The organism is Cupriavidus sp. YR651 (genome assembly GCF_900101625.1).
GTDB lineage: Bacteria > Pseudomonadota > Gammaproteobacteria > Burkholderiales > Burkholderiaceae > Cupriavidus.
The window spans coordinates 118026-133721 of the sequence record NZ_FMYZ01000004.1 but is presented as its reverse complement, the minus strand read 5'-3'; the positions used below and the strand labels follow the sequence as shown (position 1 = coordinate 133721).

General features: G+C 62.8%; 17 protein-coding genes. 6 read left to right on the top strand and 11 right to left on the bottom strand.

Annotated elements, in window-relative coordinates:
• Positions 1-9 precede the first annotated feature (9 nt).
• The 4 genes from BLR29_RS13260 to BLR29_RS13245 form a co-directional block, all read right to left on the bottom strand.
• On the bottom strand, positions 10-1629 hold the full coding sequence (locus BLR29_RS13260) for an aromatic/alkene/methane monooxygenase hydroxylase/oxygenase subunit alpha (RefSeq protein ID WP_092137457.1): 1620 nt from the start codon (positions 1627-1629) through the stop codon (positions 10-12).
• Between the two features lie 34 nt (positions 1630-1663).
• Positions 1664-1945, bottom strand: a complete 282-nt coding sequence (locus BLR29_RS13255) for an MmoB/DmpM family protein (protein WP_092137456.1) — start codon at positions 1943-1945, stop codon at positions 1664-1666.
• Positions 1946-1962: 17 nt separating this feature from the next.
• Positions 1963-2961: a ferritin family protein gene (locus BLR29_RS13250; protein ID WP_092137454.1), complete on the bottom strand. Its 999-nt coding sequence runs from the start codon at positions 2959-2961 to the stop codon at positions 1963-1965.
• Between the two features lie 93 nt (positions 2962-3054).
• Positions 3055-3297 (bottom strand): phenol hydroxylase subunit, encoded by a 243-nt coding sequence (locus BLR29_RS13245; RefSeq protein WP_092137453.1) that lies wholly within the window; start codon positions 3295-3297, stop codon positions 3055-3057.
• Positions 3298-3638: 341 nt separating this feature from the next.
• Between BLR29_RS13245 and BLR29_RS13240 the strand changes: the two genes are divergently transcribed.
• Positions 3639-5264 carry a sigma-54-dependent Fis family transcriptional regulator gene (locus BLR29_RS13240; protein WP_092137451.1) on the top strand — a complete coding sequence of 542 codons (1626 nt, stop codon included), beginning with the start codon at positions 3639-3641 and terminating at the stop codon, positions 5262-5264.
• 116 nt (positions 5265-5380) lie between these two features.
• On the opposite strand, the gene BLR29_RS13235 is transcribed toward BLR29_RS13240, so the two are convergent.
• Positions 5381-5689, bottom strand: a complete 309-nt coding sequence (locus BLR29_RS13235) for a hypothetical protein (RefSeq protein ID WP_143018456.1) — start codon at positions 5687-5689, stop codon at positions 5381-5383.
• A 383-nt stretch (positions 5690-6072) separates the two neighbouring features.
• The gene (locus BLR29_RS13230; RefSeq protein ID WP_092137449.1) at positions 6073-6564 is read right to left on the bottom strand and encodes a YkgB family protein; all 492 of its coding nucleotides are present in this window, start codon (positions 6562-6564) and stop codon (positions 6073-6075) included.
• Here BLR29_RS13230 and BLR29_RS32850 point away from each other — a divergent pair.
• Positions 6563-6697, top strand: a complete 135-nt coding sequence (locus BLR29_RS32850) for a hypothetical protein (protein WP_255371226.1) — start codon at positions 6563-6565, stop codon at positions 6695-6697. The two genes, BLR29_RS13230 and BLR29_RS32850, sit on opposite strands and share 2 nt — an antisense overlap.
• 109 nt (positions 6698-6806) lie before the next feature.
• Here BLR29_RS32850 and BLR29_RS13225 read toward each other — a convergent pair whose 3' ends face one another.
• Positions 6807-7112, bottom strand: coding sequence for a carboxymuconolactone decarboxylase family protein (locus tag BLR29_RS13225; RefSeq protein WP_092137448.1), 306 nt, complete (start codon positions 7110-7112; stop codon positions 6807-6809).
• A gap of 117 nt (positions 7113-7229) precedes the next feature.
• On the opposite strand from BLR29_RS13225, the gene BLR29_RS13220 reads away from it, so the two are divergent.
• Positions 7230-8159 carry a helix-turn-helix domain-containing protein gene (locus tag BLR29_RS13220; protein WP_255371225.1) on the top strand — a complete coding sequence of 310 codons (930 nt, stop codon included), beginning with the start codon at positions 7230-7232 and terminating at the stop codon, positions 8157-8159.
• A 278-nt stretch (positions 8160-8437) separates the two neighbouring features.
• Here BLR29_RS13220 and BLR29_RS13215 read toward each other — a convergent pair whose 3' ends face one another.
• Entirely contained in the window at positions 8438-9172 is a 735-nt protein-coding gene (locus BLR29_RS13215; RefSeq protein WP_092137446.1) for a nuclease-related domain-containing protein, read from the bottom strand.
• 482 nt (positions 9173-9654) lie between these two features.
• On the opposite strand from BLR29_RS13215, the gene BLR29_RS13210 reads away from it, so the two are divergent.
• Positions 9655-10188, top strand: coding sequence for a tautomerase family protein (locus BLR29_RS13210; RefSeq protein ID WP_092137445.1), 534 nt, complete (start codon positions 9655-9657; stop codon positions 10186-10188).
• A gap of 253 nt (positions 10189-10441) precedes the next feature.
• On the opposite strand, the gene BLR29_RS13205 is transcribed toward BLR29_RS13210, so the two are convergent.
• The 3 genes from BLR29_RS13205 to BLR29_RS13190 all read right to left on the bottom strand — a co-directional run bounded on the left by BLR29_RS13205 (position 10442) and on the right by BLR29_RS13190 (position 13947).
• A complete protein-coding gene (locus BLR29_RS13205; RefSeq protein WP_092137444.1) occupies positions 10442-10795 on the bottom strand; it encodes a hypothetical protein in 354 nt (117 codons plus the stop codon).
• 530 nt (positions 10796-11325) lie between these two features.
• Positions 11326-12843 carry a M81 family metallopeptidase gene (locus BLR29_RS13195; RefSeq protein ID WP_092137443.1) on the bottom strand — a complete coding sequence of 506 codons (1518 nt, stop codon included), beginning with the start codon at positions 12841-12843 and terminating at the stop codon, positions 11326-11328.
• Between the two features lie 90 nt (positions 12844-12933).
• Entirely contained in the window at positions 12934-13947 is a 1014-nt protein-coding gene (locus tag BLR29_RS13190) for a tripartite tricarboxylate transporter substrate binding protein (protein ID WP_092137442.1), read from the bottom strand.
• Between the two features lie 267 nt (positions 13948-14214).
• On the opposite strand from BLR29_RS13190, the gene BLR29_RS13185 reads away from it, so the two are divergent.
• Entirely contained in the window at positions 14215-15030 is an 816-nt protein-coding gene (locus BLR29_RS13185) for an arylamine N-acetyltransferase family protein (protein WP_255371224.1), read from the top strand.
• Between the two features lie 344 nt (positions 15031-15374).
• Positions 15375-15671 (top strand): hypothetical protein, encoded by a 297-nt coding sequence (locus BLR29_RS13180; RefSeq protein WP_092137438.1) that lies wholly within the window; start codon positions 15375-15377, stop codon positions 15669-15671.
• Positions 15672-15696 lie beyond the last annotated feature (25 nt).

The window sequence follows — 15696 nt, the reverse complement described above, 5'->3', positions numbered from 1 at the left end:
GATGTCGGTTCAGTCGTGTCCGTGGTCGTGTCCGTGGTCGCAGCACGGCGCGCTGTTGCCCGGCGCCGTTGCCGGCGCTGCTGCCGTGCCGGTCCAGCGCTGCCAGTTGGCGCGATCCTGCGAATCGGCATAGTCGCCACGGTCCTGCGGGCCGAGGTGGTACCAGTCGAGCACCTCCGGCAGGGTCGTGCCGCCGCAGTTGCCCTGGAAGATCTGATGCACGGGCAGCCAGGCCTGCACATACTTCTCGGGCTCGTCGAGGAAGATGTCGCGGCAGCCATCGGAACAGAAGTGGTAGTGGTCGCCGGCGTGCTCGGCCTCGCGGTAGCAGATCTGCGTGGGGTCGTCCGGCTCGGTGAAGGCCATCGGGATCTGGCAGACCTGGCACAACATCGGCAGGCCCGGGTTGGCCCAGCGCTGGCCCGCCTCCTGTTGCTGCTGCCAGTAGTCGAAGCGCGGGCGATAGTGCTTGTCGAAGCTGTCGGGGTACTTCTCGGCCAGCCAGTCCATTTCCGACGGCTCCGGCACCCAGGTATGGAGCGCGGCCGCATGGTTGAAGTTGTAGAAGATCGACCAGGCGATGTGCGACAGGTGGTCCTTCTCCTTCGCCGCCTGCTCGTGGTACTTGGGCATGCGGATGCCGTAGCGCGCCAGATCGGCAAACAGCGCGCCGCCGTTCTGCTCGAAGTAGATCTCCCAGGCCTCCTTCCAGCTCATCACGCGCTTAGGACACATGTAGTCCATCATCATCGCCACCAGCGTCAGCAGCCGGTAGCCACGCCAGAACCACTTGTCGATCCACTTCTGGATGATGGGGCGGTTGGCGGGGTCCTGCTCCAGCATGAACTTCACCACCTCCAGCCCCAGCGTCATGTGGCGCGATTCGTCGGACTGCGCGGAGAAGCCGAAGGTCACGGTTGCCATGTCGCCGTTGTAGGCCGCGCCGGACATGAACGGCATGAACAGCAGGTTGGTCAGCACGTACTCGAACGAGAACGAGATGGCCGTGATGAACTCGAACGGGCCCGCCGTCATGGCGTCCTCGAAGTAGGACTTGGGCACCGACAGGTACCACAGCCGGTCATGCAGGTGGCGCCAGTCGGAAAATCCGTTGAAGTACTTGTTGTAGTGGCTGATCGTGTGGATCTGGGTCTGGCAGTGGCGCAGCTCGTCGATCGACTGCATCTGGCAGGCCACGCGCGCCCCCGCGCCGCGCAGGCTGCGGCCGGCCATCGCAAAGCCGCGGTGCGCGGCATATTCCAGCGGCGACACGCCGGTCAGGAACAGCTTGAGCGCGTTGACGTAGCGCGCGTCGGTGACGTTCAGCTGGCCGTTGTTCTGCTGGAAGGCGTCGATGATCGCGTACAGCTTGCGTTCCTTCTCGGACTGGAATTTCCAGTACGCATCCATGGTCAGGCGGAACGGGTCCTCCCAGCCGTTCCAGTCATGGATCACGATGCCTTCGAACTTGTCGTGCGGGAATACGGTATCCATCGGCTGGTAGGTGGTTTCCCAGCCCAGGTCGCGCGTCAGCACGGCGTACTTGTCCTTGAGCGACAGCTTGGGCCTGGCGGCCTGCCGCTGATTGGCTGCGGGGGCTGCGGGCGCTTCGGGGGTGGCGGTAGTCATGTCCTTGTCTCCTGATGTTTCTGATGTTTCCGGTTCAATGCCAGGCCAGCACGAACTGGTCTTCGGTCTCGTCGATATTGCCGGCCAGCGAGATCAGGCCGAGCTGCAGTTCCTGCACGTCCCAGCTGCGTCCGATGCGGTCCTCCACACTGGCGCGGTTGATCTCCAGGCGGCCGGGCGCGTCGATCTTGACCATGGCCGGGTAGCGGTTGACGGTGGCATGCGGGTTGTCGGCCTCGATGGCGTCGATGACGGGACGCATCTCTTCGTTGGCTTGCAAGGCGATGAATACGATCTGGGTGGTCTGGGCGGTCATGGCGGGCTCCCTCGGTGTCATGCGGCGGCACGGACAAGGCCGAGTCCCGCCAGGCGCTTTGTCAGCGCCGCCACGGCTTCATCCAGCGCGGCCTCGGCTTCCCCGGCAAACAGGCGGCGCGCCAGTGGCGCCAGCGCGTGCTGGAAGCGGTCGAGCCAGGCAAAGGCGAAGCCGGCAATCACGACGGCGTTGGCAGGCTGCTCCTGCGCCGCCGTCTTGACCGTGGCGTCGACCCAGCGCGCGGTCTCGGCGTACCAGGTGTTCATGAAATCGGTGACCAGCGAGAACGCCGGGCTTTCGGCCGACAGCCGCGCATCGAGGCGCTGGTAGACCAGCGGGTAAAGCAGCCCGTCCATGACGAGGTTCTGGGCGACGTGCAGCTCGAACCAGTCGTCGCGCACCAGCAGGTCCTCGACCGCATGGCGCAGCGGCTGCCAGGCGAGGTCTTCCATCCACGCCGCCTTGGCGGCGTCAACGGCCGCCTTGTCGCCGGCCAAGAGGCCGATGCGGGTCAGGTACTGCGCAATGCCGAGCCGGTCCATGGTCTGGAACATGGCCGCCTCGGTGATGGCCGAGCCGTAGCCGTAGGCGGTGATGGCGGCATTGTTCATATTGGCCGCCCACTCGACATGGCGCAGCGGCACCACGCCGAGCGTCAGCAGCTCATGCAAGTGCGCAGGCAGCGACGCCAGCAGGCCGCGCTTCTCCACGAACTCGAGATTCTTGTCCATCGCCTCCTGCTGGCGGGCGCGGATGTTGACATAGCTGCCGTAGTAGAACTGGCGTGGGTCCTTCAGGGCGTACCAGTCCTGCATGACCACCTGCGTGCGGCGCACATCGTAGAGCTCGTATTGCGGCTGCCACAGCGGGCGGTAGTGGAAACTGGTTTCCGGCTGCAGGTCGTACATCGCCTCCTGGTAGCGCGTGGCCGGCTTGTCGGCGCCAAGGCGCCGCGCGAGGTTGGCGAAGGTCTGCCGGATCGGGCTGACGCTGTCCGTACGGATATCGATTTGCATGGTGGCTTGCTCCTGTCTCCCTGGTGTCTGCTTGTGGTGTCTGGCTGGTGTCTGTCTGGTGCCTGGCTGCTGTCTGTGCGCGTCGTAGCGGCCTCAGGCCACGGTCTCGCTCCATTTGCCGCGTTCCTGCTCGAGCGCCTGCCCGACCTGACGCGACACCGCGGTGGCGCCCTGCGTCGCGCAGAACGCGGCGAACTGGTCGGGGCGCATGACCAGCTCCACATAGAGCGCCGGGTCGCCGAGCGAGAACTCGAACTCGACCCAGTGCTGGTCGCGCGCGGTCACCCGCACATAGCGGCGGCCCGGCGTGGTGGAAGGGATCATCGGAGTGGTCATGTCTCGCCCCTGTTGCGCTGCACACCGGCTGGCGTGCGCTGTTTTTGGTGGAGGGATATATAGCGAGAGCCGTGCCATCGGCCGCGAAACCATGCGCCACAAGGGCTGGGGAGAAATCGGCACGGGTTTTCAAGCGTTGGTCGCTTGACGATTTGATGAGGTGAGGAAGCCGGTTTTCACCAAATGATCAAATCCGCCGCTATTGCGGCGCACCATGCCTTGCGCGGCACGCGACGCGTGCTTGCGTGGCCCTTGAACCGGCGTGTAGGCTACGAGCAAAACGCGGCAGGACGACTCCCCTCTGGATCGATCCACGCCCACAGGTAATCTGGAGGATGGAGATGACCGCGCCCCCCAAGCAGCCGCCGTTCGACCTGGCTTCGCTGCTGACAATCGACCCCAAGGCCGCACAAATCCGGCTCGGGGAATCCCGCATGGTGCTGATGCATACCGAGGCACTGAGCTATCTGCGCAAGGAGATCCTGGACACGTTGGGGCTGGAGCGCGGCAAGGGCCTCCTGATCCGGATGGGCTACGCGCAGGGCATGCGCGATGCCGAGATGGTCAAGCGCGAGCGCAAGGAGGAACTGGCGAGCTCGCCCAACGATGCCTTCCTGCTGGGCCCGCAGCTGCACATGCTCGAAGGCGTGACACGGGTCGACCCGGTGCGCCTGGAGATCGACCGCGACACCGGCCACTTCTACGGCGAGTTTCTCTGGCAGGATTCGTGGGAAGGCGAAGCGCCCTACAACGAAGCGCTCAGCCGCGAGGAAGGCGGCTGCTGGGTGCAGCTGGGCTATGCATCGGGCTACAGCAGCACCTTCATGGACCGCCTCGTCATCTACAAGGAAACCGAATGCCAGCGGCGGCTGGACTCGCTGTGCCGCATCGTCGGCAAGCCGGCCGAAGCGTGGGACGATCCGGACTACCTGAAGTACTTCGAACCCGATTCGGTCATCAGCGACCTGCTGACCCTGCAGCAGGAAGTCAGCACGTTGCGCGAGACGCTGTGCGGCGCCAACCAGGGCAACCTGATCGGACAGTCGCCCGCGTTCCGCGAGGCCTTCAACCTGCTGTCCGCCGCAGCCGACAGCCACATCACCGTACTGCTGACCGGGGAGACCGGCGCCGGCAAGGAGATGTTCGCCCGCTGGCTGCACGACCACGGCCCGCGCAGCGAGCAGCCGTTCATTGCGGTGAACTGCGCCGCGATCCCGCACGAGCTGATTGAATCGGAGCTATTCGGCGTGGAGAAAGGCGCCTACACCGGCGCCCAACAGTCGCGCCCCGGGCGCTTCGAGCGGGCCCACGGCGGCACGCTGTTTCTCGACGAAATCGGCGACCTGCCGCTGTCGGCGCAGGTCAAGCTGCTGCGCGTGCTGCAAAACGCCGAGGTCGAGCGGCTGGGCGGTGTCGAGACACGCAAGGTCGATGTGCGCCTGATCGCGGCCACCAACGTCAACCTGGCCCAGGCGATCCGGCAGACCCAGTTCCGCGCCGACCTGTTCTACCGCATCAGCACCTACCCTGTCAGCATCCCGGCCTTGCGTGATCGCCGCGATGACATTCCCGAACTGGCGCAGGCCTTCATCCAACGATTCAATGCGCGCTACCAGAAGCAGGTACGCGGCCTGAGCCAGCGGGCGCGCAATGCGCTGATGCAGTACCAGTGGCCGGGCAATATCCGCGAACTGGAGAACATGATCGAACGTGGCGTACTGCTCGCCCCCGCGGCGGGGCTGATCGATACTTCCCACCTGTTCGCCAGCCAGCAGGCAGGCATGGCCGAGCCGCCGGAAGATGCCGATGCCCTGTTGCAGAAGCTGCTGGACCAGCAGGTATCGCTGGCGCAGATCGAGGCCAGGCTGATGCAGCTGGCCATCGATACGACGCGCGGCAACCTGTCGTCCGCGGCGCGGATGCTGGGAATCACCCGGCCTCAGTTGGCGTATCGGTTGAAGAAATAAGGCAGGGCACGCCGCCAGATAGGCGGGAATCGCTGGCTGATGGGATCAGAAAGCAATGCGCCAGCGAAAAGACGCTCTGTCGCCAGCAGAGCGTCTCGATCTCGGGTTCGTCAGAGTCAGGATGACGCCGACTGCACGAGATCCTCGACGCCAGGCTGCTCTTTCGTCCGGCTTTGACTCGTCTTGTTGACGTAGCCCTCCGGAGCGCACTCGCTTGGCGTAACGCCCTGGTTGCGAAGGTGGGCGGCAACCGTCTCGCACCATTCGAGCAACTGGTGCTTGTCAATATCGGCGACCACGTCTTCACCGAAGAGATTCGAAAGCTCCAGCGCAACGCCTGAAAATGCGGCGCCGTCATCCCGAATGGTCAATACCCCGTCGCCATCGTGGTCGCACATCTCAATCCTTGTGGCAGACATATCCATTACCTCCTGAAGCTTCGGAACCGTCACTTGACTCGCAACCGTCATATCAGGCGTCCCTGCCTTGTCGGTCTCCTGGCCAGCGTATCTATGCTAGAAGATCGGTTTGCCTTCCACCAAGGGGAGTAACGGCGCCTGGTCCACCGCCCTTGGCGGCCGGGATCATTGACTGTCGGCGTGGCGGGGCCGCTGCACCGGTGGACAGCTAAGTCGGCGGATTCCCTGCCGTTCGCTCGAAATTTGGTAATGGCGGTTGCCGGCCACCAGCGGTCGTTCAATCGAGTTCTCAAACAGTTCTTCGAACGGCAACTTAGCCCTGCAGATTCGACCGTCGGCTTAGGGTCGGGAAGCGACAGCCAACTCGCAACTTTGGTGTGCCGGTGAAATCAGGAACGCGCCGCTTGCCAACGCGCCAGCGCTGAGCGCAGCAGAGAAGCGGACGCAGCCAACAGCACGAGATCCTTCAGCAGGAACTGACCGATCGGTGCGGAGATCGCCGGGAACCCGCCTGCAGTCGGCTCGGCCACGCCGGGGGTGGTGACAAAGAACGTGAGCGTGATGGCGTACGTCGCGCATGACATGGCTGCACCAAGCATCGACACGCCTCGATGGAATGCACCGACGGCCAGCGTCACTGCGGTGGACAGTTCCAGCACGCCAATGACACCGCTGGCTCCACGAACACCGAATGCATCGATGAGCCAACTCATGAAGGGGCTATTTTCAATGAACGGCGCAATACCCTGCGCTTCGTAGCCGGTGAACTTCATCCCGCCGAACCAGAGAAAGACAATGACCAGGGACCAGCGCAGCAACGCGTCGGTATTGTGGATGGCTTGGTTGGTCCGCGATGTTGTAACGGAGGTGATGGGCAGCATGTTTACTCCTCAACAGATGTGGTGTGTGGTGGAGGAGCACGCCCTGGTGGCGCAGACCTCCTTGTCTGTCATTGCGACGATACGCATCAGCGCATTCCGCCGCGGCCGGTTCCAGCTCTGCCAGAGCCGGTGATTCGGAAAATTCCATCTTCCATAGACGTATCAGGCGCGTCCCTTAGCGATAGGAGTCGCCCCATGGAATGCGGGACTATCCCCAAGCGGAAAGACGCTTTGAGCGGCGTTCAGTCGCGGAACAGGTGCGTGGCATGCGTTACGGCACCGCCCGCCCGGATTGCCGCCGCCACAAGTGCGGCTTCCGCCAGTTGCTCATTGGTGGCGCCGGCATCGCGGGCCGCCTCGGTATGCAGGGCGATGCAGTATGGGCACTGCGTGGTCAGCGCCACTGCGACCGCAATAATTTGCTTCTGCTGTGCAGAAAGTGCGCCATCGACGAACGCTGCGTGATCGAATGCACGGAAGCTTTTCATCGCTTCAGGGGCGTTTTCGTCCAGCTTCTTCAAACGGGCGAGATCCTTCATATCGAACATGGGAACCTCCATCAGGATTGGGATTGGAGTCGCTATGATAGGAATGGCAAGGTTCCAGATGGTCTTAGTTTGGTTTCAATTCGTCCAAGAATGACAACCTCCCCTTCTGCACATCGTGTGCTCGAGCATTTCCTTGCCACACTCGACATTGGTGTCACGCACATCACACGGTGCGACATTCGCGATGGCTGGAGCGTGCGGTTCGACGCGTGTGAAACGGCCAGCCTCCACTATTGCCTGGACGGTCGCGGGACGCTCGACGCAGGCAATGGCCACCGCATCGCACTACAACCGCACAGCTTCGTCCTCATGCCGCCGGGCGTTTCCTACCGGCTGGAGTGCGCGCTCGAATTGCCGACCGTTTCGGTGGATCGGGCAAGGCTTGGCTCGTGGTCCGCGCGCGAAACGGCGCCGACAGTGAAGGTGGGCGAGGCAGCAGTAGGCGTCGAGATGGCGTGTGGCGAGCTGCGCTTTGCGACCAGTACCGCCGACCCCTTCAGGATGCTGCGGCGTCCCATCGTGACGCGATTCGACGGGCCCGCAGGGTTGAAAGACCAGTTCGTCATGCTGTTGGCGGAATCCGCACAGCCCGGATTGGGCTCGAGGGTTCTGATCGAGGCGTTGCTCAAACAATGTCTGGTCATGCTGCTGCGGCGCCAGGTGGAGGGCAATGACGCGGAGCTGTCGTGGACGGCGGCCGTTGCAGATCCCCGCCTGCTTCTTGCATTGGAGAAGCTCTTCGAACATCCCGATGCGCCGCTGTCAGTGCAACGATTGGCCGACCTGGCCGGTATGAGCCGTTCAGCGTTCGCTTCGCACTTCGAACGAGCGTTCGGCCAGACGCCCATGGCCATGTTGCGAGCGGTTCGGCTGCACAAGGCCGCGGAGCTGCTGGCGACCACAACCCTGCAAATCTCCCAGGTAGCGCGCGCCGTTGGTTTTTCCAGCCGCAGCAATTTCTCACAAGCGTTCCACAAACAGCATGGTGTGGACCCAAGCGGATTCAGGCAGCGGATGACCTCTCGTCAGCGTGTGGGTGGCGACTGAATTCGACTGCCGATTCAACCGGTCGATGCAGCAGTGCCCCAATTCAGTCCCGCCCCGGGCCTGGCGAGGCGGGACGAAAATTGCCAGGCATCGCTGCCCGCAAATGCGGTACGCAGCTACCGGCCAGAAGCGGTCGGTCATTCCGCCTTGCCGAAGGCGGTCGTCCGTAGTGGGCAACGCGAGGACTGCTCTAGAACCTTCGTAGCACAAAGAGGTGCGAGGTCTGGCGTGCCAGATCTCATGGGCGCGTGGATGTCTACTGCCAAGGGGCTTACGGGTTAGGCCGCAATCCCATGCTTCCGCTTCAGATTCTCAACGTGCTCAACGTCCGTCTCATTGGTTATTGCGAGGCGTGCTGCCTCGAGGCGACCAACGCAAAACTGCATACGATTGAGAGACATGATCTCGGTGGTCTGCTCGGTGATGTGATCGACAAACTCCGAGAGACCAAAAACTCCGGGAGGGACTTCAGTTTTGAACTCTGCGTCTCCGGTGAAAACCACAACCGACTTGATGCAATCGGCCGGAAGAAAATCGAGCAACTCTTGAACGGCTCGAACGTGCCGAAAATTCTGAAAAATCGGGTTCTGAAACTGAAACTTCCACTTGAACAGGACTTGAGTCCACTTCGCGTGTTTGCCATTGGCGAAGATCCAGCCCTTGTAGTCCTTGGTTTCTATGACGAAGACACCAAACCTTGAAACAAGGATGTGGTCAACCTGAGTCGTACCATCTTGCACCTGTAAGGTGATGTGATTCATCAGATGGTAGTTGGGCGCAATGAAGTGTGTTCGTATCTCGCGGGAAAGTCGTGCCTCTCCGTGATTCTGAAATGAGAGCGTGTGAGATCGGCTGCGGCCGAACGCAAGCGTGTGAGGCCGGCTGCGGTCGAATGCAAGCGTGCGAGATCGCCTGCGGCCGAACGCAAAACCAATAGCAAGACCAACAAGAGTGCAGATGAGCGGGGCCGTAAGAATGCCGGTTGCGAGGATAGCCGTGATGGTCTTGCTCATGATGGGTGCTTCGTTACCGAGATTGAGATTCGTGCGCCTCCCCTCGGCAGGGCGGGCTGTGAACTAGTCTCCGCGCGGATTGGGTCGGTTGATGATCCATTCGACCGACAAGATCCAGGGAGCTCGATACGAAAGTAGGCGTAACGCGAGGGCGTGGCTTTGCTCGAGCCGCCCCTGAGTTTGCATTTGGCGCCATATGGCGATAAGTGCGCTCTGGTATCTGACGCCGACGTTGCCCGACATCGGCTCGAGTGGCCGCGCGCACAACTGAACTCCGGTTAAAGACCATCTGGACACATCGACCCCGCATTCAGACACGCTCGAAGTGCACAGACACACCAGCCGAACTTGTTCCTGGCGATCAAAACTGTTTGTCCATTCCGGGTGTACGCAAGCGGGTCGGGGAAGCCTAGATTGACGATCCAACGGCGCTGCGGACCCTCGGCAGCGAATGCCGACACCCTTAGAAATGGAGCAGCACCATGCCAATGATCGACGCACTCTGGCCGGAAGATGCCTTGACCCCTGAGGCGGAAGCCCATCTGGTCAAAGAATTGACTGACATTCTGATCAAAGCGGAGGGGTACGATCCGGCCAATCCGATTGCACAGGGCGTATCTGTTCTCAATCTCCATCGACCTGCCGCGGTATTCGTCGGTGGGGAACGCTCGAAAGCAGCGCGCTACCGGATCATTCCGTCGGCGCCCGAAGGGCAATACACCGACGAGTCGCGTAGAGCGCTGGTCAAGGCAATCACGGAAGCGGTGGCTCGCGCCGAGAACCGACCGTTCGACGAGGTCGTATCGCGCGTCTGGGTCTTCCCGACGGAGATTCCAGACGGTACCTGGGGCAGTCGTGCCACCATCTACACGCTCCCCGACATTCACGCCTTGCTTGCCGGTGAGGCCGAACGGAGCGCCGGCGCGGAGCGACTCGCGCGCAGACGGCGCGAGAAGGCACGAATGACGTTCGAGGCCACTGTCGATGTACTCCAACGGGCGAGCCACAACGCTTAGCGCGATATCGCAGATCGACCGGCCCACTGACCTAGCTGGAGGATGACCGCCAGATAGACGGAGCCTGTCACTACCCGTATGAACTTGACCGAAGGCGGCTCGATGGCCTTCGAGCGCCGGTTGGGTACTCCAAAGCGGCCTTTGGGCTGCAGTGGGCCAACTGGCTGATCTGCCGCGAGCCGGAGGCAGGCGCATGTTCCCGCGCCTGGACCACGAAGCGGCCCGGACAAATCATGCCGTTGCCGTGCCCTGCTCAGGACAGGCATTCCCCGCTGCCGCGCGCATCGCTGCGCGCGCCGTCGGTGAAGCCATCGCGCGAGCTGATGCGAGCGCCATCGGTGTAAGGATCAGGCTTGCGCATGCCGTCCTGGTACGGATCAAAGCCACGGACCGCGCACACGGACCGGCCCGGATGCGCGACCACGGGCAACATGGTGGCCTCGGTGGCCGGGCGGTGCGCGCCATCGGTAAAGGCGTCGCGCTGTCCGTTGTGTCCCGGCGCGGCAACGATCAGTGCATCAGCATATGCACCGGCGTGGGCGGTCTGGCTGAGCCCGGCGGCAAGTGCGGCAGCGGCAAGCAGGGTCTTGGCAAGAGTCTTATGCATTGCTATCTCCAACAGGGGGGGCGGCGGCGTTGCCGCGACGGCCCTCCTCGTGCAGGCGATCCGCTACGGAACAGCACGGCCCGCACGGGATCGCCTCTGCCGTGCAAACCATTGCCAGGCGCTGGAGGGATGTCATCCCATCGAGGCTGGTATGCAGGAGTTTTAGCAATCTCGGCGTTTCGAAAGCGTTAGGTGAGCCGTTACATGGGAGATTCCGTCTTCCAACGGCTCGCGGCGGTCGAGCCGAAACTAACGCGCGAGTAACGTTCGCGCCTTGACGATGGCGGGCTGATCGAAGCTCTCAATGAATCGCGCAAGCGATGCCTCGACCGCCTTAAGAGAATTTCTGCGCCCCTGCGAAGTTCGCAGCGTTGCCCATGACAGGGTCGTACGCAGTTCAAGCGGGAGCGCGCGTTGCGCGGTGGAGATTTCGATACATCGCGCCCGTGGGCCTGGATCAGCTTGCCGGACCGCATGCTCGACACATAGGCCGCCGCCTGGCCCCAGGCCTTGGGCAGTTCGATGCCGAGCTACGTGAGTTTGTCGCAGACTCGCGGCGCCGGCGCGAACGCCGGACCGTTCGGCTTCAGGCGCATGCCGGGCTTGAGATGCTGCCATGGCAGGTCCGCCGGATCGGCGATGAACGGACCGGGCGCACGCACCACGAAAATGTCTTCCGCGATCGCAGCGAAGTCGGCGCGGAAATGCACCGAGCTCTTGTTCACGAGAATCTTCATCTCCGCCGGTTCGATGCCGACCGTGCGGTACATGTTGCGGTCGAGCAGCTGTGCCTTGGTCGAGCTAACGGCAACGAGCACGCCGTCGAGCCGCAGTCGCGCCATGGGCCCCATGTTGGCAGCCTTGCCGTGCATCATCGGTCCGCCGTAGACGAACTTGCCTTCGGACAACGCCTCCACCTCGAAGGTCGCCCGCAGCGGAGCATCCTCGCTCACCTGAGGGCAGCCGCCAAGCGCAATATCGATCCTCGCGCCAACTCCAGCCTGGTGCGCAGCCGCGGCCGCGGCGGGATCGCAGATGATCCCGATCGCGGCGTCCTGCGCGCCAGCCTTGAGAAGCGCACGCAGCATGCCCATGGTGTTGCCATCGCCGCCGACACCCGGGTTGTCCTGCGTGTCCGCGAGGATCACTGGCCGCGCGGCCTTTTGCGCGATCCGCATCGCACGCTGCACCGCTGCATCCGGCTCCTCGAACTTCACGGCCCACTGGCTCTCGGGTTCGCAGATGCGCGCGAACAGTGCGTCGACGGCCCGCTCGACGCGGGCTTTGTCGAAGCCGTACCCCCAAACGACGGGGCCGCACTCGGCGAAGTCGGCCGCGGGAAAGCCCGGTGTGAACGACAGCGACAGCACGCCTTGTGACTCCAGCTCTTCGAGCAGCCCGTAGACGCCTTGAGCGGGCTGCATCATGGTGGACATGCTGTTGACCGGTATCAAGAACGGCACGCGCCGCGCCACCAGGTGCGCGCGCGCCTCCCGCCTGCTCAGCTCCAGCAGCATCCCGGCTGCCCGTTTGCCGGTGGCGGCCATGTCCACGTGCGGATAGGTGCGATACGCCACCACCCCATCCGCCAGCGCGAGCATCCGTTCGGTGACGTTGGCATGCAGATCCAGCGAGACCACGATCTTCATGTCCGGGCCGACCGCGGCACGGATGCGCGCCAGCAACTCGCCCTCGCCGTCATCGAAGTGCTGGGCCACCATGGCGCCATGCAGATCGAGATAGATCGCGTCGTACGACGCCGTCGTCACCGCCTCCACGATCTCGCCGGCGATGCGCTCGTAGGCATCGGTCGTGACATGGGCCGAAGCACCGGCAGCCGCCCAGATCACCGGCGTGACGGTGTGACCGTGCGCGCGAACGTGGTGGATGAAGCCGCTGATCGGCACGTTCACGTCCAGCAGGTCGTAGATCGCCTCGCCGCGCGCCATGGCAGGAAAATCCTCGCCACGGACAAAGCTCTCGTAGGTGGCCATGGTTGGGGCGAACGTATTGGTTTCGTGCTGAAAACCGGCAACTAGGATATTCAAGGAGAACCTTCCTGGAACGGGATGCTGGAACAAGGCGGCGCAGCGACGCGAGCGCCGGCGCCGCCATGGGAGCGGCAGTGAGCGGTGGAATTACTGCGCCGTCAGCTTGATCGATGCGGCCATCTTCCTGAGCCTCTCGGTCTCGTCGACGTAGAACTTCGCGGAGGCCTCGAGCGTCTGTGGCTTCATCGGCTGCACGCCGGAGAGCTCAAGCGCCTTGATCAGTTCGGGCGACCGCAGCGCTTGCTGCGAGGCGTCCATCAGTACGCGGGCACGCTCCGCTGGCACGCCGGCCCTGCTCATGACGCCCAGCCAGATCGAATAAACGAACTCGGACTTGCGCGCGACGCTGGTTTCGGAGATGGCAGGCACATCGGGCAGGGTCCGCATGCGCTGCGTGTCCAGCACCGCCACCGCCTTGATCTTGTGCGTCTCGAGCAACTGCGTGGAGGCACCGAGGTTTGGCAGAATCGTCATGTCGATCTGATGGCCGGTCAGGTCCGCCAGCATCGGCGTGGCGCCCTTGTACGGCACCTGCAGCAACTTGGCGCCGGTCAGCTGAGCCATGTATTCGGCGACGATGTGGTACATGGTCCCGTAGCCCGGATTGCCGAAGGTCAGGCTCTTGCTACCCGCCGACTTGCCGGCCGCGATGATCTGTTCAAGCGAGTTGTACGGCAGGTCGCTGCGCGTCATCACGACGAGCGGGTGGTTCGAGACCGGCGCCAGCAGGGCCAGCTCCTCCGACTTGTACCTGGCGCTGGCGAGCGCCAGCGGCGTCAGGATGGCCTCGTTGGGCGAGCCCATGATCAGCGTGTAGCCATCGGCCGGACGGCTTAGCATCCGCTGCACTGCCAGCGCGCCGCCGGCGCCGGGCAGATTCTCGATGACCACGGGCTGGCCGAGCGCCTTGGCCATCGCCGGCTGCATGGCGCGCGCCAGAACATCAGCGGGCCCGCCCGGAGGGAATGCGACCAGCATCGATATCGGCTTGGTGGGAAACGCGTCGGCAGCGAGTGCCGGTGCGCTGGTCAGCGTCATCCCCAGGATGGCGGCACCAAGTGCCATCCAGCGTTTGGCGGGGGGTAGTCCTCGGTCCTGCATGTCGTCCTCCACTTTTTTTTACCTTCTCGCATAGATACGAGAACCGGTTGTGAGGGGGATTGTTGGCTGGAAAGCTCGTTCGAGGAACAGCAATCCTTACACGAAATCGTTGCTCTACAGGCAACGCAGCACGGGAAGGACTGGCTCTGGTGGAAGATCCCGTTGACGAAGTGTCTGGTTCCGCACTGACGCGCCCGGATCTTTGGCAAGAATTGCCATCGAAAAGGAGACCGAACGATGACACACGTGCGTTCAAACGAAAACGGAATGACCCTGACCGCCAGCCAGTTGGACGCCTATCTCGCAAGGATCAAGATCGACCGGCCGGTCTCTCTCGACCTTCACGGCCTGTCGAGTCTTCATCGTGCTCACCTCATGACATTCACCTTTGAGGCATTGGATGCCTTCATGGGATGGCCGTCCTCGCTCACCCCGGCGTCTGCCTTCGCCAAGATGGTGGAGGGCAAGCGCGGCGGCTGGTGCTACGAAATGAACGGTCTCTTCGGCGCAGCGCTCGACGCCCTCGGTTTCCGGGTAACCCGTCTGTGCGGCGGCGTTAATCGTGAAATTCTGGGCGACATTGCCATCGGCAATCACCTGACCCTGCGTGTCGATATCGACCGCCCCTATCTCGCCGAGGTCGGCGTGGCCGACGCCATCGTCGAACCGGTGCCGCTGGGTATCGGACCGATCAGCCAGCGCGGCTTCGATTTTTCGATCATGTCGACGGAGGACGGCTGGCTGCGCTTCAACAATCATGTGCATGGCATCGCGCACAGCTTCGACTTCAGGATCGACTACAGCGACGAGGCCGCCATGGCCGCCATGCATGCCTGGTTGATGCGCGATCCCGGGTCGCCATTCACAAACGCGCTGGCAGTCCTGCGTCATACCGCGGACGGCTACGTCGCGCTGCAGAACGATCGCTTGCGCAACGTGATGCCCAACAGCGTTAGCGAACACCGCATCACCAGCGCGGACCATCTCGCGGACACGCTTGAAACCGTTTTCGACCTCGAAATTCCCCAGCCGGGGCACGTCTGGGACAAGATCCGGGCGATTAGCCGCGATCAGGCTGCCTGAACAGGCGACACTCACTCACCACTAGGTATCTCGTTGGCACGGGCACCTTCGTACAGATGATCGGAGGAACCAGGAGGTCACTCATGGCCCTCGATTCCCTCGCCCGCTGGCGGACAGACGGAAATTCTCCGGAGATCACTGGCATTTTTTCTATTCGCCGCCAAAGCTGTACCTGATGGGGGACGAATGAAGATCGGCCCCTACGCAAGGTAGCCTTCTGGCATCTACTGGCCCAACATGAATCGCGCGTAGAACAACCTCTCGGCCGCATTGACTACCGGCCAAGGGTTCCACCCTGCACCGTGTTCGCGCCAACTCCAGGGCATCAAAGTGAGTGACATATCATGCACACTGTAATCAGGGCATATTCGGGAGCAGGCGCCAAGGAACTCTTCGATTTATTGGAGAGGCGCACTCCCGAGATCGAATCGCTGATGCGCTCGGTCCAAGGCTTTGTCAGCTACACACTGGCCCGTAGCGAGGATGGTGAATTTGGCTTCTCAGTGACCGTTTGCAATGACAAGACGGGGGTTGATGAAAGCATCCAAAAGGCTAGGGAATGGATCGCACAGAACGCTGCAGGCAATGGCGCAGGTGCCCCAACGATCTCGGAGGGAGTCGTGATCCTGCACGTCAAGTAGCATGCTGAGCCGATCGAGCGCGGAG